16 protein-coding genes and 1 tRNA gene are annotated in these 18,683 nt (G+C 70.1%); 7 read left to right on the top strand and 10 right to left on the bottom strand.

Annotation, left to right across the window (positions count from 1 at the left end):
* Window positions 1-69: 69 nt before the first annotated feature.
* Together Q9S71_RS00545 and ispD are read left to right on the top strand one after the other, a co-directional pair.
* Window positions 70-1,347 (top strand): acyltransferase family protein, encoded by a 1,278-nt coding sequence (locus Q9S71_RS00545; RefSeq protein WP_311859988.1) that lies wholly within the window; start codon window positions 70-72, stop codon window positions 1,345-1,347.
* Window positions 1,344-2,534 carry a 2-C-methyl-D-erythritol 4-phosphate cytidylyltransferase gene (gene ispD, locus Q9S71_RS00540; RefSeq protein ID WP_311859987.1) on the top strand — a complete coding sequence of 397 codons (1,191 nt, stop codon included), beginning with the start codon at window positions 1,344-1,346 and terminating at the stop codon, window positions 2,532-2,534. The genes Q9S71_RS00545 and ispD overlap by 4 nt, the downstream gene beginning before the upstream one ends.
* Before the next feature lie 9 nt (window positions 2,535-2,543).
* Here ispD and Q9S71_RS00535 read toward each other — a convergent pair whose 3' ends face one another.
* Both Q9S71_RS00535 and Q9S71_RS00530 read right to left on the bottom strand, forming a co-directional pair.
* A complete protein-coding gene (locus Q9S71_RS00535) occupies window positions 2,544-3,011 on the bottom strand; it encodes a GNAT family N-acetyltransferase (RefSeq protein ID WP_311859986.1) in 468 nt (155 codons plus the stop codon).
* A gap of 1 nt (window position 3,012) precedes the next feature.
* Window positions 3,013-3,939, bottom strand: coding sequence for an EamA family transporter (locus Q9S71_RS00530; RefSeq protein WP_311859985.1), 927 nt, complete (start codon window positions 3,937-3,939; stop codon window positions 3,013-3,015).
* Window positions 3,940-3,997: 58 nt separating this feature from the next.
* Between Q9S71_RS00530 and cysS the strand changes: the two genes are divergently transcribed.
* Genes cysS through Q9S71_RS00515 form a run of 3 tightly spaced genes read left to right on the top strand, consistent with a single transcriptional unit; the run spans window position 3,998 to window position 7,082 of the window.
* Window positions 3,998-5,404, top strand: a complete 1,407-nt coding sequence (gene cysS, locus Q9S71_RS00525; RefSeq protein WP_311859984.1) for a cysteine--tRNA ligase — start codon at window positions 3,998-4,000, stop codon at window positions 5,402-5,404.
* Window positions 5,397-6,383 (top strand): 23S rRNA (guanosine(2251)-2'-O)-methyltransferase RlmB, encoded by a 987-nt coding sequence (rlmB, locus tag Q9S71_RS00520; RefSeq protein ID WP_217531417.1) that lies wholly within the window; start codon window positions 5,397-5,399, stop codon window positions 6,381-6,383. The genes cysS and rlmB overlap by 8 nt, the downstream gene beginning before the upstream one ends.
* 60 nt (window positions 6,384-6,443) lie before the next feature.
* Window positions 6,444-7,082 (top strand): NAD(P)-dependent oxidoreductase, encoded by a 639-nt coding sequence (locus Q9S71_RS00515; protein ID WP_217531416.1) that lies wholly within the window; start codon window positions 6,444-6,446, stop codon window positions 7,080-7,082.
* 6 nt (window positions 7,083-7,088) lie between these two features.
* Here Q9S71_RS00515 and Q9S71_RS00510 read toward each other — a convergent pair whose 3' ends face one another.
* A complete protein-coding gene (locus Q9S71_RS00510; protein ID WP_311859983.1) occupies window positions 7,089-8,399 on the bottom strand; it encodes a DUF4032 domain-containing protein in 1,311 nt (436 codons plus the stop codon).
* Between the two features lie 79 nt (window positions 8,400-8,478).
* The gene (locus Q9S71_RS00505; RefSeq protein ID WP_064003142.1) at window positions 8,479-9,582 is read right to left on the bottom strand and encodes an ABC transporter ATP-binding protein; all 1,104 of its coding nucleotides are present in this window, start codon (window positions 9,580-9,582) and stop codon (window positions 8,479-8,481) included.
* Between the two features lie 226 nt (window positions 9,583-9,808).
* On the opposite strand from Q9S71_RS00505, the gene Q9S71_RS00500 reads away from it, so the two are divergent.
* Together Q9S71_RS00500 and Q9S71_RS00495 are read left to right on the top strand one after the other, a co-directional pair.
* Window positions 9,809-10,780, top strand: coding sequence for a DsbA family protein (locus Q9S71_RS00500; protein WP_311859982.1), 972 nt, complete (start codon window positions 9,809-9,811; stop codon window positions 10,778-10,780).
* A 30-nt stretch (window positions 10,781-10,810) separates the two neighbouring features.
* A tRNA-Thr gene (locus Q9S71_RS00495) sits at window positions 10,811-10,883 on the top strand.
* A gap of 161 nt (window positions 10,884-11,044) precedes the next feature.
* Here Q9S71_RS00495 and Q9S71_RS00490 read toward each other — a convergent pair.
* The 6 genes from Q9S71_RS00490 to Q9S71_RS00465 form a co-directional block, all read right to left on the bottom strand.
* Window positions 11,045-11,608 carry a hypothetical protein gene (locus Q9S71_RS00490; protein WP_311859981.1) on the bottom strand — a complete coding sequence of 188 codons (564 nt, stop codon included), beginning with the start codon at window positions 11,606-11,608 and terminating at the stop codon, window positions 11,045-11,047.
* Window positions 11,609-11,675: 67 nt separating this feature from the next.
* The gene (locus tag Q9S71_RS00485; RefSeq protein WP_311859980.1) at window positions 11,676-12,797 is read right to left on the bottom strand and encodes an acyltransferase family protein; all 1,122 of its coding nucleotides are present in this window, start codon (window positions 12,795-12,797) and stop codon (window positions 11,676-11,678) included.
* A 118-nt stretch (window positions 12,798-12,915) separates the two neighbouring features.
* On the bottom strand, window positions 12,916-14,196 hold the full coding sequence (locus Q9S71_RS00480; RefSeq protein WP_311859979.1) for a hemolysin family protein: 1,281 nt from the start codon (window positions 14,194-14,196) through the stop codon (window positions 12,916-12,918).
* Between the two features lie 62 nt (window positions 14,197-14,258).
* Window positions 14,259-15,296: a TerC family protein gene (locus tag Q9S71_RS00475; RefSeq protein WP_311859978.1), complete on the bottom strand. Its 1,038-nt coding sequence runs from the start codon at window positions 15,294-15,296 to the stop codon at window positions 14,259-14,261.
* Between the two features lie 193 nt (window positions 15,297-15,489).
* Window positions 15,490-16,392 carry a hypothetical protein gene (locus tag Q9S71_RS00470; protein WP_064003147.1) on the bottom strand — a complete coding sequence of 301 codons (903 nt, stop codon included), beginning with the start codon at window positions 16,390-16,392 and terminating at the stop codon, window positions 15,490-15,492.
* 33 nt (window positions 16,393-16,425) lie between these two features.
* Entirely contained in the window at window positions 16,426-18,525 is a 2,100-nt protein-coding gene (locus Q9S71_RS00465; RefSeq protein ID WP_422880340.1) for a S9 family peptidase, read from the bottom strand.
* Window positions 18,526-18,683 lie beyond the last annotated feature (158 nt).

The raw sequence follows: 18,683 nt of genomic DNA, 5'->3' as shown, positions 1-18,683 counted from the left end.
CCGGCCGTTCTTCGTTTGCCGCGGGACGGCATGCGTGCGTTCGGGCGATGCGCGCGCCATGATGAGGCCGTGACCACCCGCGCCGCACCCGCCGCCGTCGACCTGTCGCGGCGGGACCTCACCCTCGATCTCGCCCGGGTCGTCTGCGTCCTGTTCGTCATCGTCGTGCACCTCGTGCAGGTCGGCATCGGACCCGGGCCGGACGGCGGTCTCGTCGCATCCCGCCCCGCCGAAGAGCAGCCGTGGTTCGACGCGGCGACGTGGGTCGGCCAGATCATGCCGCTCTTCTTCGTCGTCGGCGGATTCGCCGCGGCCACCGGCTGGCGGTCATGGACGGCGAAGGGCGGGGATGCCGCCGGCTTCATCCGCACGCGCACGCTCCGTCTCGCGCAGCCCGCCCTGCCCCTCTTCGTCTTCTTCGCGGTCGTCCTCGGCGTCGCCACGGCGGCCGGTCTGCCGGCGCAGCTCGTGTCCGATGCCGCCGTGGGCGCCGGGTCGCCGCTGTGGTTCCTCGCGGCGTATCTCCTCTGTCAGGCGGCGGTCCCGTTCCTCGCGGCCTGCCACGCCCGCCGCCCGGTGGCGACGCTCGTCGTCCTCGCCCTGGGGGTCATCGCGGTCGACGTGGTGCGATTCTCGTCGGGTGTCGAAGAGGTCGGCCTGCTGAACCTGCTGTTCGTCTGGCCCCTCGTGCAGCAGTTCGGGTTCTGGTACGCCGACGGATGGTTCGACCGGCGGCATCCGCTCACCCTCGCCGGCATCGCGGCCGCCTGCTATCTGCTCCTGTGGCCGTTGACGGCGGTCGGACCGTACTCGACCAGCATGCTCGGCAACCTCAATCCGCCGACGGTGCCGCTCGTGGTCCTCGGGATCGCCCAGGCCTGTCTGCTGCGACTGCTCAAGCCGGCGCTCGCGCGCCTCATGTCGCTCCGCGCGATGCAGGGGGTCGTCTTCGTCCTCGGGTCCCGGCTCATGACGATCTACCTCTGGCACCTGCCGGTGATGCTGGCCCTCACCGGCGTCAGCCTGCTCATCCCCGGGGCGGCCCCGACACCGGCTTCCGAGGCCTGGTGGTGGTCGCGGCCGATCCTCTTCGTCGTCGTGCTGGCCGTCCTGCTCCTGCTCTCCCTCGCCATCGCACGGTGGGAGGCCCTCGGCACGCTCGGGTCGACACCGCCCCGGGCGGTCGTTGCCCTCGCCTGGGTGTGCGCGTTCGTCCCGCCGTTCGCGGTGATGGAGTGGTTCCTCGATCTGCCCATCGCCGTCGGGGGTGCGGTGCTGCTGGCCGTCGCCGTGTTCCTCCTGCGGCGCCGCCCGCGGGCACACGCGTCGGTACGCTCGGAGGCATGAGCATCATCCCCGTTCCGCGTGTGGCCGTCATCGTCGTCGCCGCGGGGTCGGGCACGCGGCTCGGGGCCGACGCGCCCAAGGCGTTCGTGGGGATCGATGCGCACACGATCCTGCGTCACGCGCTGCGCGGCGTGTTCGCGGCTCCGCAGGCCCAGGTGGTCGTCGTCACACCGGCCGACCGCGTCGGCGACGCCACGACCGAGGCCCACGAGGCCGCCGGTGATCGGGGTGACCTGGTCTCGGTCGTCGCCGGGGGAGCGACCCGGCAGGCGTCGGTCGCGGCGGGACTGTCCGCGGTCTGGCCCGACGTTGAGATCGTCCTCGTCCACGACGCCGCCCGCGCGCTCACCCCGCCCGAGGTCTTCGCCCGCGTGATCGACGCGGTCGCCGCGGGGTCGGATGCGGTCATCCCCGTGCTGCCCGTCGTCGACACTTTGAAGCGGATCGACGCCGACACTGTCGTCGAGCCGGTGGACCGGTCGGTCCTCGCCGCGGCGCAGACCCCGCAGGGTTTCCGCCGCGCCGTCCTCGACGACGCGTATCGGGATGCCGCCGCCGACCACACCGACGACGCCGCCCTGCTGCAGGCCGCCGGCACGGTCGTGCGCACCGTCCCCGGCGACGAGCGGGCGTTCAAGATCACGACGCCGGCCGACCTCGACCGGGCACGCGGGCTCGTCTCGCCGATCCCGCCGGTCGTCCCCGCGGCGCCGGTCGCGATCCCGCGGGTCGGGATCGGTACCGATGTCCACGCCTTCGGCGGCGAGGGCACGCTGTGGCTCGCCGGCCTGGAGTGGCCGGGGGAGCCGGGACTCCACGGGCACTCCGACGGGGATGCCGTCGCGCACGCGATCGTCGACGCGGTGCTGGCCGCCGCAGGGCTCGGCGACATCGGCACGCACTTCGGCACGGACCAGCCCGAGTACGCCGGTGCTCATGCCGCAGCGTTCCTCGCCCGCACCCGCGCTCTCGCAGGCGAGGCGGGATGGCGCATCGGCAACGTCAGCGTGCAGGTGCAGGCGAACCGGCCGCGGTTCGCCGCGCGGCGCGCGGAGGCGGAGCGGGTGCTGTCCGAGGCGCTCGGCGCCCCCGTCGCGGTCTCGGCGACGACGACGGACGGGCTCGGATTCACCGGTACCGGAGAGGGCGTCGCGGCGTTCGCGGTCGCCGTCGTCGTGCCGGCGTGACCTCGCGGCTCAGAGCTCTCGCGTCATGAAGGTCGAGGCGGGATCCGGGCGGTAGTCGCCGAACGGTTCGCACTCGACGAACCCCTCACTCGCGTACAGCGTGCGCGCGGCGAGGAACGCGGCATCCGACCCCGTCTCCAACCAGACCCGGGTGAGGCGGTCGGCGCGAGCCGCGGCGAGGATGTGACGCAGGATCGCGCGGCCGACGCCGGTGCCGAGATGAGCGTCGGCGACCCGCATCGACTTCAGCTCGCCGTCGGTCTTGCTGAGACGGGCGAGGGCTCCGATCCCGGCGATCTCGCCCTCCCGCCACGCCGACCAGACGGTGACGGACGGATGCCGCAGCGCGCCGACGTCGAGGGCGTGCACGCTCTCGGCGGGGGACTGCGCGTGCATGCCGGCGAGGTGCTGCCGCACGAGGGCGGTGCTGGCCGGCCCGGTGAGGTCGTCGAGGCGGATGTCGAGGGGAGCGGGCACGTCAGGCCTCCACGGCGAACGGGGCGGGGTCGCGGGGTCGCCGCGACCCCCAGGCCACGGTCACGAGACCCGCAGCCAGGACGACGAGGCCCGTCACCGCGAGAGGGGAGAGTCCCTCGCCGAGCACCGTCACGCCGAGCACCGTCGCCGTGAGGGGTTCGCCGAGGGTCAGCGTCGCAGCCGTAGCCGCCGTCAGCCCCTGGAGGCCCCACGTGAAGAGCACATAGGCGAGGGAGATCGTCGCGAGACCGAGCCAGAGCGCCATCACGAGCCCGGACGGCGTCGCCGCCCAGCTCAGGTCGACGAAGGGGATCGCCGCGGCGCACAGGACGGCCGACCCGACACCCATCGATCCCACGACGGTGAAGGCGTCCCATCCCGCGTCGAGCAGGCGCCGCTGCGCGTTGGCGATCACGGCGAAGCAGGCGCCGGCGCCGACGGCGGCGGCGAGACCCGCGCCGTCGACGCCACCCGTGCCCGACCCGCCGCCGATCCCCAGCAGCACGACACCCACCGCGGCGAGGGCGGTGGCCGCCATCCACAATCCGGAGGGCACCCGGCGCGAGATCGCCCATTCGAGGATGCCGGCGAGCACGGGAGCGGACCCGAGCGCGATCACGGTACTGACGGCGACGCCGTTGGTCTCTGTGCCGAGGAAGAAGAGCGGCTGGTAGAGGCTGATCGCGACCCCCGTGGCCGCCATGAGCGCGAGCGGGCGCCAGGTGAGCGCGGGGCGCGGCCGGTCGGGCGTCCGCCGGCGGAACCGGGCGGCGAGGAGGAACGCGAGGGCAGCGAGCCCGATGCCGCCGACCACCATCCGCGCGACGCCGACCGAGAGCGTCGAGGCGTCGTCCGGACCGAGGGCGTTGGCGGTTCCCGTCGTCCCGAACAGCAGCGCGGCGGCGAGGACGGCGAGCAGATGCAGCACCCTCCTTTTCTATCGTCTCGACGCGGGTGCCTCCGCCACCCGCCGGTAGCATGGACCGGTGACGGTTCGGCTCTACGACTCCCAGGCTCAGGCGCTGCGCGACTTCGCGCCCGCCGACCCCGGAAACGTCACGATGTACGTCTGCGGGCCGACCGTCCAGTCGGGGCCGCACATCGGCCACGTCCGCGCGGCGCTGAGCTTCGACGTCCTCCGTCGGTGGCTCGCCCACCGTTTCGGTCGCGTCACGTTCGTCCGCAACGTCACCGACATCGACGACAAGGTCCTCGCGAACGCGACCGACGACGAGCCCTGGTGGGCGCTGGCGTACCGGATGGAACTCGAGTTCTCGCGCGCGTATGCCGCGGTCGGCATCCTGCCCCCGACGTACGAGCCCCGGGCGACGGCATCCATCCCGCAGATGCAGGAACTCATCGAACGCCTCATCGAGGCCGGCCACGCGTACGCCGCGGCAGGTGACGTGTACTTCGACGTGCGGTCCTGGCCGCAGTACGGGTCGCTCACCCGCCAGTCCGTCGACGCGATGGAGTCCGCCGCCGACGCCGATCCGCGCGGCAAGCGCGATCCGCGCGACTTCGCCCTGTGGAAGGGCACGAAGGAGGGCGAACCGGCGGATGCCGCATGGCCATCGCCCTGGGGATCGGGCCGTCCCGGCTGGCACATCGAGTGCTCGGCGATGAGCCGGCGCTACCTCGGGCCCGAGTTCGACATCCACGGCGGGGGTCTCGACCTGCGCTTCCCGCACCACGAGAACGAACTCGCGCAGTCGACCGCCGCCGGCGATCCGTTCGCGCGGTACTGGGTACACAACGGACTCGTGACCGTCGGCGATCAGAAGATGTCGAAGTCGCTCGGCAACTTCCTGCTCGCCGAGGACGTGCTGGAGGAGAACGACCCCGTCGTGGTGCGGTACGCGCTTCTCGCCGCTCACTACCGCTCGAATCTGGATCTCTCCGCCTCGACGTTCGCCGAGGCCGAGGCGGCGCTCGGTCGGATCGAGTCGTTCCTGCAGCGCGTCCTGCGGGCGACCGAACATCCCGCGACGGCACTGCGTCCGGGATGGATCCCGGACGCGTTCGCGGCGGCGATGGATGACGACCTCGGCGTGCCGCAGGCGCTCGCCGTGCTTCACGACACGGTGCGCCGTGGCAACACGGCGGTCGATGCGGGGGACCTGGCGACCGCCATTACGCACCGGGGGAGCGTCGTCGCCATGTTGCAGGTCCTCGGACTTCCCGCAGACGATTCCGCGACAGCGGTCGGTTACGGCGCCGCGGCGGACGCCGCCCTCGACGCCCTCATCACCACCATGATCGACCAGCGCGCGGAGGCCCGCGCGGCGAAAGACTGGGCGGCAGCCGACCGCATCCGCGACGCGATCGCGGCGGCCGGCGTCGTCCTCGAAGACGGTCCCGAAGGGACCCATTGGAGTTTGAACAATGGCTAAGCCAGGCAACCCGTCCGCCGGACGCGGCAAGAAGGGTCCCACGAAGGGATCCGGCGGCAAGAACAAGCGCTCGCTCGAAGGGCGCGGCCCGACCCCCAAGGCCGAGGACCGCGCCTGGCACCCCGCCGGGAAGCGCAAGGCCGCCAAGGAGCGGTTCGTCGCCGCCGGTGGCAAACCGCAGATCCGCCAGACCACGGGCGGTCGCGCGCCCAAGGCGAAGTCCGGTGACGACACCGAGACCGTGACCGGGCGCAACAGCGTGCTCGAGGCACTCCGCGCCAAGATCCCCGCGACCGCGTTCTACATCGCGCAGCGCGTCGAGATGGACGACCGCGTCAAGGAGATGCTCTCGATCGCGACCAACCGCGACATCCCCGTCCTCGAGGTCACCCGTCAGGAGCTCGACCGGATGGCCGGGTTCGACGGTGTGCACCAGGGTGTCGCGCTCAAGGTTCCGCCGTACGAGTACGCCCACCCGCAGGACCTGCTCGAGCAGGTCATCGACCGCGGCCAGCTGCCCCTGTTCGTCGCCCTCGACGGCGTCACCGATCCCCGCAACCTGGGTGCCATCATCCGCTCCACCGCCGCGTTCGGCGGGCAGGCGATCATCCTGCCGCAGCGCCGCTCGGCGGGCGTGAACTCCGCCGCGTGGAAGACGAGCGCCGGGGCGGCCGCCCGCATACCCGTCTCCATCGCGCCGAACCTCACGACGACGCTCAAGGAGTTCAAGAAGCAGGGCGTCTTCATCCTGGGTCTGGACGGCGGCGGGGACGTCTCCCTGCCCGCGCTCGAGCTCGCCGACCGCCCCGTCGTGATCGTCGTGGGCTCCGAGGGCAAGGGTCTCTCGCGCCTGGTCACCGAGACGTGCGATCAGATCGTGTCGATCCCGATCAACGCGGCGACGGAGTCCCTGAACGCCGGCATCGCCGCATCCGTCGCGCTCTACCAGGTCGCCACGCTGCGCGCGGCGTCCGAGTGAGAGCCCAGGCATAGGAACGCGCGCCAGACTGACGTCACCGACTGCGAAAGGACGCATCCCATGACCCGTATCGCTGTGATCGGTGGCACCGGCTACGCCGGCGGCCACATCGTCGCCGAGGCCGCCGAGCGCGGCCACACGGTCGTCTCCGTGGCCCGCAAGCTCCCCGCCGAACGCGTCGACGGCGCGACCTACGTCGAGGGCACGCTCCTCGACGCGCCCGCGCTCGTCGCCGAGCTGGAGGGCGTCGAGGTCGTCGTATTCGCGACGTCGCCGCGCGGTGACATGGCCGGCAAGATGCGGGATGCCGTCACCGAGCTGATCCGCGAGCTTCCGCTGTCCGTGCGGGTCGGTGTCGTCGGCGGCGCCGGGGGTAGCCTCGTCGCCCCGGGTGGGCCCCGCGTGATCGACAGCGGCTTCCCCGAGGAGATCAAGCCCGAAGCGATGGAGGCCATCGGCATCCTCGAAGACCTGCAGGCCGACACGACCGGCCGCGAGTGGTTCTACATCCACCCGGCCGGCGGATTCGGCGCCTGGGCGCCGGGGGAGCGCACCGGTTCGTACCGCGACGGCGGCGACGTCATTGTCACCGACGACAAAGGCGAGTCCTTCATCTCCGGTGCCGACTTCGCGATCGCCGTCCTCGACGAGATCGAGTCGCCGAAGCACCGCAACGAGCGGTTCACCGTCGGGTACTGACCCCGCTCAGACAAGGTCGCGCCAGTCGACCTGCTCCTCGTCGTCCTCGTCGGGGAGGGGCAGATCGGCGGTGACGACCGGAACGGCCATCGTCTCGGTCGGCGGCCCCATCACGGTCGCCTCGTCGCGGCGGTGACGGAGGACGTCGTCGATGTACGACGACAGGACCTCCGCGATCGGGATCGACTTACCGCGCGCCTGCGACATGTACCACCGGTGCTCCAGCACTTGGTGGAACACCTCGGCGGGCTCGAGCTTGCTCCGCAGCTCCCACGGGATGGCCTTGACGACCGGCTCGAACACCCGCGTGAGCCACTCGTGCGCGACCATCTCCTCGTCGCTGCCGAGGCGTGAGACGCGGGCGGCGAACTCGTCCATGTCGTTGAGCAGGCGCCGCGCCTGGTTCTCCTCGACGTCGAGCCCGGTGAGGCGGAGCAGACGTCGCTGGTGGTGGCCGGCATCCACCACCTTCGGCTGGATGAGGACCTTCGTGCCGTCGGCGGTCTCGTCGATCGACATCTCGCCGATGTCGAAGCCGAGACCGTTGAGCCGCTGCACACGCTCGGTGATGCGCCAGGTTTCGTTCGCGGCGAAGCTCTCGGTCTCGGTCAGCGCGCTCCACAGGGAGCGGTACGAGGACATGATGCCGTCGGCGATGGCGACGGCATCGACACCGCCCTCGAGGCGGCCACCGGCTTCGAGGTCCATGATCTCGCCGGCGATGTTCGTGCGGGCGACGTCGAGGTCGTGCTCGCGCTGACCCCGCGTGAGGCCGCCCTCGTGCAGTTCGCCCGTCTCGGCATCCACCAGGTACGCGGCGAAGGCCCCGGCATCCCGTCGGAACAGCGTGTTCGACAGCGACACGTCGCCCCAGAAGAAGCCGACGTTGTGCAGGCGCACGAGCAGGGCCGCCAGCGCGTCGACCAGGCGCGTCGCGGTGTCGGGACGCAGCACCTGGGTGAACAGGGCGCGGTAGGGGAGCGAGAAGCGCAGGTGCGCGGTGACGAGGGCCGCCGGGAGCGGTTCGCCCTTGGGTGTCCGCCGCCCGTCGATGACCGCCACCCGACTCACGCAGGGCACGTCGAGCCGGCCGAGCGAGCCGAGCATCTCGTACTCCCGGCGCGCCATCTCGGCGGTCGTCTCCTTCACTGCGATCACCCGCCCCGACAGGCTCGCGAAACGCACGAGGTGGCGGGAGAGGCCTTTGGGGAGCGAGACGATCGCGTCGCTCGGCCACTCGCCGAGCGGGGTCGACCAGGGCAGGGCGAGGAGCCCTGCGTCGACGCTGCTGGCGGTGATGCTCAGGGAATGGACCACGCGGTGACCTCCGGCTGACGCGCCGCGGCGCGGGAGGTCCGGAGACCTTCCCGCGCCGCGGTCCTGCTGATGATGACGATCAGGCCGAGACGACCGGCTTGTCGTTGAGGCGGTCGCCCGACTCGATGTCGAATGCGTGGACGTGGCCAGGCTTGGCGGCCAGCGTGACCGTCTCGCCCGCGTTCGGGTGGTTGCGGCCGTCGACACGGGCGACGACGTCGGTGCGCTTGCCGTCGATGTCGACGTGACCGTACAGGTAGCCGTCGGCACCGAGCTCCTCGACGAGGTCGACCTGAACGGCGAGGCCGCGACCGTCGGCGGGGCCGACCTCGATGTCCTCGGGGCGCACACCCACGGTGACCTGGCTGCCGGTGGCGCGGCCGACGGTGTCGCGGTCGAGCGGGACGACCTCGGTGCCGAACTGGATGCCGCCGTCGGCGAGGCTCGCCGGGAACAGGTTCATGGCAGGCGAGCCGATGAAGCCGGCGACGAACACGTTGTTCGGCTTCTCGTAGAGGTCGCGCGGGGTGCCGACCTGCTGGAGCAGACCGTCCTTGAGGACCGCGATGCGGTCACCCATCGTGAGGGCCTCGGTCTGGTCGTGCGTGACGTAGACCGTGGTGACGCCGAGGCGACGCTGCAGCGACGCGATCTGCGTACGCGTCTGGACGCGGAGCTTGGCGTCGAGGTTCGACAGCGGCTCGTCCATGAGGAAGACCTGGGGCTGACGGACGATGGCGCGACCCATGGCGACACGCTGACGCTGACCACCCGAGAGGGCCTTCGGCTTGCGGGTCAGGTACTGCTCGAGGTCGAGGAGCTTGGCGGCCTCGAGGACACGGGCGGCGCGCTCCTCCTTGCCGACGCCGGCGATCTTGAGCGCGAAGCCCATGTTCTCGGCGACGGTCATGTGCGGGTACAGCGCGTAGTTCTGGAAGACCATCGCGATGTCGCGGTCCTTCGGCGGGACGTCGGTGACGTCGCGGTCGCCGATGCGGATCGAGCCGGAGTTGACCTCCTCGAGACCCGCGAGCATGCGCAGGGAGGTGGACTTACCGCAGCCGGACGGGCCGACGAGGACGAGGAATTCGCCGTCGGCGACCTCGAGGTTGAGCTTGTCGACCGCGGGGCGGGTTCCACCGGGGTACAGACGGGTTGCGTTGTCGAACGTGACGGACGCCATTGTTTCTTCTCCTTCACCGGCAGGTACGTGCCGGACGATCCGTAGTGAAGCGAGCGGGGACGACCCCGCACACCCGCCATCGGGTGCGTGTTCAGTATGGCACGGGAGGGCCGCGAGAGGGGATGCGGTCTCGTCAGCCTTTTTCCAGCGCGTCTGACTAACATCGGACCGTGCGCCACCCCCGAGCGCCGGGCCCTGAGGCCACCACAGATCTTCCCGAGGTTTCATGTCCACCGATTCCGGCGACACTCCGTCATCCGCGACCGACCGCCGCGAGGCCGTGCGAGAGAAGGCGCAGCGCGTCCACGTCCGCCAGTCGCGCGCGCGGATCGCTCGTCGCATCTCGCTCGGCGTCCTGGCGACCGCGGCCGTCGCCGCCGTCGCGACCGTCGTCGTGTGGTCGGTCACGTCGACGATGGGCGGACGCGACCTGACCCCGAGCACCGCATCGTCGGACGGCTTCGCGGTCAGCGACGTCACGGGCGTCGCGGCGGACCAGGGCGCGATCGACGAGAGCGCCGTCGAGGCGACCCCGGGGTCGGACAAGGCGGCGACGCCGGCACCGACGGCATCCCCGACCGCTGCTCCCGTCGACATCCGCGTCTACGTCGACTACCTCTCGCCGGGTGCGCGCGAATGGCAGCTCGCCAATGTCGACCAGCTCACCACGTGGGTCGACCAGGGAGCCGCGACGCTCAGCTACCACCCGGTGTCGATGCTCACGGCCAAGTCCAACGGCACGAAGTACTCGCTGCGCGCCGCCGCGGCGGCGGCCTGCGTCGCGACCCACGACGAGAGCGTCTTCTTCGCGTACAACACCGAGCTGCTCACGCGTCAGCCGGCGATGGACACGGACGGGTTCTCCGACGTCGAGCTCGCCGACCTGGCGCAGGCCGTCGGCGCGAGCGACCCCGAGAAGCTGCGGTCGTGCATCGAGGACGGCGACTTCGTCGAGTGGGCGAAGGATGCCACCGAGCGCGCGATCGCCGGCATCCCCGACACCGACGGTCTGGAGCTCACCGGCACGCCGATGATCCTCGTCAACGGCCAGCCCTACATGGGTGCACTGTCGGACGCCGCGGAGTTCTCGCAGTTCGTGCTGACGAGCGCGAGCGACGCGTTCTACACCGAGCAGACCCCGACCCCCACGCCGACGGCACCGGCGGAGACGCCGACGCCCACCGCGCCTGCGGAGTGACCGGCGCGGCCCGGATAGACTGGGCCACCTGCCGGCTTGGCGCAATTGGTAGCGCACCGTACTTGTAATACGGGGGTTGCAGGTTCAAGTCCTGTAGCCGGCACTCCATCTGTGCGTCGACCCGCGCTTGTCATACGGGGGTTGCAGGTTCACGTCCTGTAGCCGGCACCATCGCTGTGCGTCGACCCGTACTTGTCATACGGGGGTTGCAGGTTCACGTCCTGTAGCCGGCATGCCTCATGCTGTCAGGCGGCAGGTGCGGGCTCACTCGGCTTCTGCGCTGAGCCGCTCCGCGTCGCGCTCGACGAGCCACGACCACAGTTGTTTGCGGAGCTGTGAGAGAGCGCCCTGTGATCCCCACGGAACCCGCAGGAGCATGTGGGCGGTGGCGACGTCGATCCAGAATCCGACCGTCCCCGGTTCCCAGATGCTGTGCTCGATAGGCCGCGGGCGTTCAGCGACATCGAAGGCAGCGGCTTCCGTGGTGGCCGTGAAGGTCCACAGTGCGACGGGTAGGAACGAGGCAGGCTCCACGTGTACGACGTCAGCATGACGCTGAGGAGAGCCACTCGAAAGCTCTCGCAGATCCGCCGGCCAGTCGCGCAGATCGTCTTCATCGGTGACATCCGTCCAGCGCTCGATCGCCTCGGCGAGAGCGACTGCAGTCCGCGCGCCCAGGCGGAAACCGAACCAGCCCACAGTCGCCTGCGGGCCTGCGACGAACCAGGCCCGACGGGCGTGCGCCCAAACCTCGGCCGCCTCGTCGTCATGCCACGGCTGTTGCGCCGCCGCCGGGACGAAGAGGTGGATCTGCCAACCCTCGGTCATCGTCAGAAACACTAGGCGACCGGCGCAGGCCGCGACCGTCGCACGCCCCGGGAGCAGGCCGAAGCCCTCAGAGTGCCCCGACCACCGCTGCGTCGCTTTTCGCCCGTTCGCGTCGGACGCGCAGGCGCAGGAACGGACGCTCGACGAACCAGTAGGACGCCTCCGCGACGAGCAGCAGTGCCAGGAGTCCGCCGATCGTCAGCCCCCCGAACCAGGTCTCGTTGTGCCGGGTCAGGAACAGCTGCTGGTAGAGGTAGAGGCTGTAGGAGATCAGCCCGATGTGGACCATCGGGCGCCAGTTCAGGAATCGTCCGAACGGCGAGGCGGGGGCCCGCATCATCCACACGATGACGAGCGCCACCGCGAGAGCATCGCCGACGTAGCCGACCGTGTACATCCACACGCCTTCGAACCTCGACGTGAGCGCCCAGGACAGCGGCAGCCACACCACCACCGCCCACTGCAGGTGACGCGCGAAGATCCACTCGGTGAGGCGCTCGAACCATCGCTCTCCCGCGCCGTACGCCAACAGGCATCCGATCATCAGCGCATCCGCGCGGGTGTGGAACATGTAAGTCACTCCTCCCTCGGGCACGAACGGCAGGAGGTAGGTCCCGATCCGGACGAACGGCGAGATCAGGACGCCGATGACGAGCACCTTCACCGCGACCCGGCGGGGCATGAGGATGACGGCGAGCGGCCAGAGGACGTAGAACTGCTCCTCGACGCTGAGCGACCATGTGTGCCCCGTCCACCACGAGCCGTCGAGCGGCCAGTAGTCGCGGAGGAACAGGGCGGGGCTGATGATGTCGCGAGGGCCGAGCCCGTCGATCACCCGGGTCACCGCGAGCGCGGAGACGACCGCGAGGAAAACGAACAGCGCGGGAAGGATGCGGTACGCCCGACGGCGGTAGAAGGCCGAGAGCGAGATGCGACCCGTCTTGCCGCGCTCGCGCAGCAACAGCGTCGTGATCAGGAACCCCGACAGGACGAAGAACGCCTGCACGCCGAAGTATCCGCCGGGAAGGTTCGCTCGGAGGAACACCACGACGTCGTTCTGGGGAAGCGTGGCCGCGCCGTGCCCCCAAATCACGCAGAGCACCGCGAGCGCTCGGATCCCGTCCAGCGACGGGATGGTGCGGGCGAGCGCCGGATCGGTCGCGCGCGAGACGGTCGACGCACTCGTCATGTCTTCCCCCAAGAAGTCGCGAGCAGCGCAGGTCCCCACCGCGCTCAGCCCGTCTAGGGCATGACGCTACCCGCTCGCACGACGTTTCGCGAGGGTCGAGCGGGCGGGTAGCTTCGGCTCACGCCACGGGCGTCTCGGCCTCACGAGGCGTGACGCGGACCTCCGCGATGCGCCGGCGGTCCATGGCGGTCACCTGGATCGTCGCGCCGTCGACGTCGATCGTGTCGCCCACGACCGCGAGGCGACCGAGCTGCTCGGTCACGAATCCGGCGACCGTGTCCGAGGCGCCGCGGGGGAGCGTGATCCCCGTCGCCTCGGAGAAGTCCTGCAGGTTGAGGCGCCCGTCGATGATCTCGCGATCACCCACGGGGGCGACGGCGTCGTCGTACTCGTCGAAGATCTCACCGACGACCTCCTCCACGAGGTCCTCGAGGGTCACGATGCCGTCCGTACCGCCGTACTCGTCGACGACGACAGCGATCTGGTGACCCTCCGCCCGCATCTTCGTCAGCGTCGGGAGGACGCGCGCCGTCGACGGGAAGTAGGGGATCGGCCGGACGATGCTGGACAGCGGGGCCGCCGCATCCGCAGCCGCCTCGAACAGGTCCCGGACGTGCACGAAGCCGATGATGTCGTCGATGGACGTGTCGGCGACGGGGTACCGCGAGAACGGCAGTTCGTGCACGGCGGAGATGGCCTCGCCGATCGTCGCGCTGTCGTCGAGGGAGGTGACGTCGGGACGCGGTCGCATGACTTCGCTCAGCTGTCGCTCCCGCAGCGAGAGGACGTCCTCCAGGATGCGGCGCTCGTCCTCGGGCAGACCTTCGTGGCTCGCGACGATGTCGCGGACCTCCTCATCCGTCATCTCCTCACCCGTCTTGTGCGGGTCTCCGCCGAGGAGGCGCACGAGGGCGTTCGTCGAGACGGACAGCAGCCAGATGACCGGCCTCATCACCTTGGCGAACCCGTCGAGGACGGGCGCGACGACGTAGGCGAACTGGGCGTTCCGCTGGATGGCGAGACGCTTCGGCACGAGCTCTCCGAGCACGAGCGACAGGTACGCGATGAGCAGCGTGAGGATCAGCGTCGCGATCGTCAGAGCCAAGCCCGGGTCTGCGCCCCACGACTCGATGAGCGGCGCCACCGACGGGGCGATCGAGGTCGCGCCGTACGCGGCGGACGCGAAGCCCGCCACGGTGACGCCGATCTGCACGGCCGAGAGGAACGTGTTGGGGTTGCGGGCGAGGCCCGCCACCTTCTGCCCACGCCTGCCGCGCGCGGCGATCGCGTTGATCTGGCTCTCCCGCAGGGTCACCAGCGCCATCTCGGTCGCCGCGAACACCCCGCCCACCAGGACGAACACCACGACGAGGGCGATGTTCAGTGCCAGATCGTTCATCGGATCACTCCGACGGGTCCGATCTCATCGGTGGGTGGGATCGTATGGTCGCTGTCCATCGGTCAGCGGTGCTCCTTCGTCTCTGCGGGGGAGGGGGTCGAGGTCGGTGCGCCGGCGTCCAGCTCGCGGTCGCGGTCGCGACGCGTCTTGGCGAGGCTCGCCACCGTGGCCACGACGATAGTGGCCGCGATGAACAGGAGCGAGAACCAGATCGGGATCTCGGGAGCCCACAGCATCGGCTCGCCCCCGTTGATGAACGGCAGCTCGTTGACATGCATGGCGTGCAGGACGAGCTTGACACCGATGAAGGCGAGGATGACGGCCAGGCCCTGTGCGAGGTACACGAGGCGCTCGAGCAGACCGCCGATGAGGAAGTAGAGCTGACGCAGACCCATGAGGGCGAACGCGTTGGCCGTGAACACGATGTACGCCTCGTTGGTGAGACCGTAGATCGCGGGGATCGAGTCGACCGCGAAGATGAGGTCGACGAAGCCGATCGCGATGATCACCAGCAGCATCGGGGTGACGAAGCGCTTACCGGCCTTCTTCACCGTGAGCTTGTCGCCGTTGTACTCGTCGCTGACGGGCAGGATGCGGCGGACGAACTGCATGAACTTGCCGTTGGCCGGGTCGGACTCACCGTGTGCGAACGCCTGACGGTAGGCGAGGAACAGCAGCAGCGCGCCGAAGACGTAGAAGATCCACGAGAAGTTCTCGATGAGGGCGGCGCCGACGGCGATGAACGCACCGCGCATGATGAGCGCGATGACGATGCCGATCATCAGGACCTTCTGCTGGTACTTCTTCGGCACCGCGAACCCGGTCATGACGATGAGGAACACGAAGAGGTTGTCGATCGACAGCGCCTTCTCGGTCAGGTACCCGGCGAAGTACTCGCCCGAGTAAACCCAGCCCCATCCCGGGATGAGGCCGATGACGACACCGAAGATCAGCGCGAGACCGATGTAGAAGGCGGACCAGCGCGCCGACTCGCCGATCGACGGCTCGTGCGGCTTGCGGACGTGCGCGAAGAATTCGTAGACGAAGAAGGCGATCGTGACGGCGATCGTGATGCCCCAGACGAGAGGGGTGATTTCCACAGGAGTCTCCTCAATGGCGTGGTGAAAGGACGCCAGAGTCTTCTCCATCCCGATTGATCGGGACCGGTGGTCCGGGATGCACCTTCACATCCGTAATGACGAACCGACCGTCGTGGAGTACTCCCCCTGGGGCTCAAAATGTTACGGGATCGGCGCGGGCAAAACTGACAATTGCCTGACGCGGCCGAGCGTGCTAGCCGCGGGATGGTTCCTTGAGATCGTCGCTCGCGTACGGCGCCGGCGCCGGCGCGTGCGCATACGGGATGAACCAGCTCGCGAAGTCGAGCGGAGGAGTCGCGGCGGCGGCATCCTGCTTGCTCGACGCATCCTGATCGACGAAGAGGGACTCCGCATCGAGGTCCTGGAACAGCACGGTGTCCAGGTGCTCGCGCCAGCCCTCCGGCAGGTCGCCGGTGAGGCGTTCGGCGCTGCGCGCCGCCTCGTCGAGCACGAGCTTCAGCGCCAGCTCGTGGGCGACGGTGGGAGGGTACACGGGTGAGGCGCTGAGCCGGGAGGTGACCTCGATCGTGGCGGCGAGGAACTTCTGCGCGAACGCCCGGTCGTAGTGCGTGGCGTACTGCGGAGGCAGCTGCGAGATCACATGCGTCTCCCGCCAGGCGGATCGGTCGTCTGCCGCGTCCGCGAGCTGCCGCACGTCGTCGAAGAGGCAGTCGACGACCAGGACCGAGGCGTTCCAGACGAGACCTTTGATGATCGTCCGCTGACGCAGCTCGGATGCCGTGGCCTCACTCGTCGAACCGCCGAAGAGCTCGTCGAGCGCCCAGTCGATGCCGGCCAGGCGCGCGCCGGCCCGGGCGACCCGCGCGGTGTCCGACGAGCCCTCGGGAAGGGTCCCCGACGTGCCCTGCCACTCCGAGTCCACGATCGACGAGCTCGTGGACGCGATCCGCACCAGGTGCTGCGCGCCGTCGGCCACCGACACCTCGATCAGCGACAGCAGCGCGTCCTCGGCATCCATCGACGACGCGGACATCCGTGACGCGTCGTCCATGCCGCCGACGAGATCGTCGGGGTGCGCGCAGACGAGGTCGAGATCGATGCGGACCGCCGCGCGGTAGCGGGGAACGGGTGCCATGGGGGCATCGTACCCACGGCCCCGCTTACAGTGTCAGTCCGCGTCGGCCAGTCCCAGGACGTCGAGGAGCCAGGCGAGCTCGAACGCGCGCTCGCGCCACGAGTTGTACCGCCCGCTGACGCCACCGTGCCCCGCCACCATCTCGCACTTGAGCAGGGCGTCCGCACCGACCTCGCGCAGCCGCGCGACCCACTTCGCCGGCTCGACGTAGAGCACCCGGGTGTCGTTGAGCGAGGTGACGGCGAGGATGCGGGGGTACCGGACGCCCTCCTGCACGTTCTCGTAGGGGGTGTACGACTTCATGTAGGCGTACACGTCGGCGTCGTGCAGTGGGTCGCCCCACTCGTCCCACTCGATCACGGTGAGCGGGAGGGACGGGTCGAGGATCGTCGTCAGCGCGTCGACGAACGGGACGCCGGCGAGGATGCCCGCGAACAGGTCGGGGGCGAGGTTCGCCACGGCGCCCATGAGCAGACCGCCGGCGGAGCCGCCCTCCGCGACCAGGCGGTCGGGGGAGGTGTACCCCTCGGCGACGAGGTGACGGCCGACGGCGACGAAGTCCGTGAAGGTGTTCCGCTTGTGCAGCAGCTTGCCCTCCTCGTACCACTGGCGCCCCATCTCGCCACCGCCGCGGACGTGGGCGATCGCGAAGATCACGCCACGGTCCAGCATCGACAGGCGGGCGACCGAGAATCCGGGCTCGATGGAGTGCTCGTACGAGCCGTAGCCGTAGAGGTGCAGGGGGCGGGGCGCCGCTCCCGGTTCGCCGAACGACCGCTTCCACACGAGAGAAACGGGGACGCGCGTGCCGTCGTCGGCGGTCGCCCAGACCCGTTCCTGACCGTAGTCGGCCGGGTCGTACCCGCCGAGGACCGGCTGGCTCTTGCGCAGCAGGAGCTCGCCCGTCGCCACGACGTAGTCGTACACCGTGCCGGGCGTCACGAACGAGGCGTAACCGAGACGGATGACCGGGGGCGCCCACTCCGACGATCCGCTCGCCCCGGCGGCGTACAGCGGCTCGTCGAAGGCGATCTCGGTGACCTCATCGGTGGCGTAGTCGAGGATCCCGACGCGGGCGAGGCCCTCGCGGCGGTACTCGACGACCGCCCAGTCGCGGTAGGCGGACGCGTCGAGCAACCGCCGACCCGGCTGGTGCGGCAGCACGACGTGCCGCTGCCCGGTGGGGTCGGATGCCGCTACCCGCACCAGCTCGAAGTCCAGCGCGCCGTCGTTGTGGAGGATGTAGAGCACGTCCTCCCCGTCGATCACCGCGTGGGTCAGCGAGTACTCGACGCCCTCGCGGCGCGGCCACACAGATCGGGGCTCCGCCGTGAGGTCGTCGGCCGGGACGAGGAACTCCTCCGAGGTGATGGAGGACCCCACCCCGATGACGAGGAAGCGGTCGCTGCGCGTGAAGCCGGCGCCGACCCAGTACCGCTCGTCGGGTTCGGTGAAGATGACGCGGTCGGATGCGGCATCCGTCCCCACTTCGTGCAGCCAGACGGTGTCGGGTCGCCAGGCGTCGTCGACGGTCGTGTAGACGACGTGACGGCCGTCGGGGGAGAAGACCGCGCCGGAGAAGGTGTTCTCGATGACGTCGGCGAGGTCGTCGCCGGTCACCAGGTCGCGGATGCGGAGGGTGTAGCGCTCGTCACCGGCGACGTCGACGGCGTAGAGCATCCGGGTGCCGTCGTTCGAGACGTCGAGGCTGCCGAGCGAGAAGAAGTCGTGGCCCTCGGCCTCGACGTTGCCGTCCAGGAGCACCTGCTCGCCGGGGACGTCGGTGTCGGGGGAGAGCACGGGCGGCGTCCAGTCCGCGACGTCCGCGATGGGGGCGCGGCAGTTGATGCCGTACTGCTTGCCCTCGACGGTGCGGCCGTAGTACCACCACTGCCCGCGGCGCGAGGGGACGGAGAGGTCGGTTTCGAGCGTGCGGCCCTTGATCTCCTCGAAGATCCGCTCGCGGAGGCCGGCGAGGTGCGCCGTACGGCTGTCGGTGTAGTCGTTCTCCGCCTCGAGGTGGCCGATGACGGTCTCGTCGTCCTTCGCGCGCAGCCACTCGTAGGGGTCCGAGACGTCGTCTCCGTGGTGCGTGCGGGTGAACGGGCGGCGGTCGGCGACGGGCGGTGTCACGGCTTCGGAGGTCACCCGACCACGCTAACCGACCCTCGCGGGCGCGCGCGGGTTATGCCATGGCGGATCGTGTGCGAGGATTTCCCAGGCCCGATTGAACCCCTGGTGACGTCTGGGTGAACTTTTCGTTCGCAACGCCGATCGCCGCGGCACCCGTT

The sequence above is a fragment of the Microbacterium gawkjiense genome (genome assembly GCF_031932225.1).
GTDB classification, from domain to species: domain Bacteria; phylum Actinomycetota; class Actinomycetes; order Actinomycetales; family Microbacteriaceae; genus Microbacterium; species Microbacterium gawkjiense.
Note: the sequence above shows the minus strand (reverse complement) of the source record. Positions and strands in the feature narration are given on the sequence as shown.

Coding starts and splice junctions, on each gene's coding strand:
- ispD (WP_311859987.1), top strand. CDS start 1,344: ATGAGCATCATCCCCGTTCCGCGTGTGGCCGTCATCGTCGTCGCCGCG.
- rlmB (WP_217531417.1), top strand. CDS start 5,397: ATGGCTAAGCCAGGCAACCCGTCCGCCGGACGCGGCAAGAAGGGTCCC.
- Q9S71_RS00515 (WP_217531416.1), top strand. CDS start 6,444: ATGACCCGTATCGCTGTGATCGGTGGCACCGGCTACGCCGGCGGCCAC.
- Q9S71_RS00505 (WP_064003142.1), bottom strand. CDS start 9,582: ATGGCGTCCGTCACGTTCGACAACGCAACCCGTCTGTACCCCGGTGGA.
- Q9S71_RS00500 (WP_311859982.1), top strand. CDS start 9,809: ATGTCCACCGATTCCGGCGACACTCCGTCATCCGCGACCGACCGCCGC.
- Q9S71_RS00490 (WP_311859981.1), bottom strand. CDS start 11,608: ATGACCGAGGGTTGGCAGATCCACCTCTTCGTCCCGGCGGCGGCGCAA.
- Q9S71_RS00485 (WP_311859980.1), bottom strand. CDS start 12,797: ATGACGAGTGCGTCGACCGTCTCGCGCGCGACCGATCCGGCGCTCGCC.
- Q9S71_RS00480 (WP_311859979.1), bottom strand. CDS start 14,196: ATGAACGATCTGGCACTGAACATCGCCCTCGTCGTGGTGTTCGTCCTG.
- Q9S71_RS00470 (WP_064003147.1), bottom strand. CDS start 16,392: ATGGCACCCGTTCCCCGCTACCGCGCGGCGGTCCGCATCGATCTCGAC.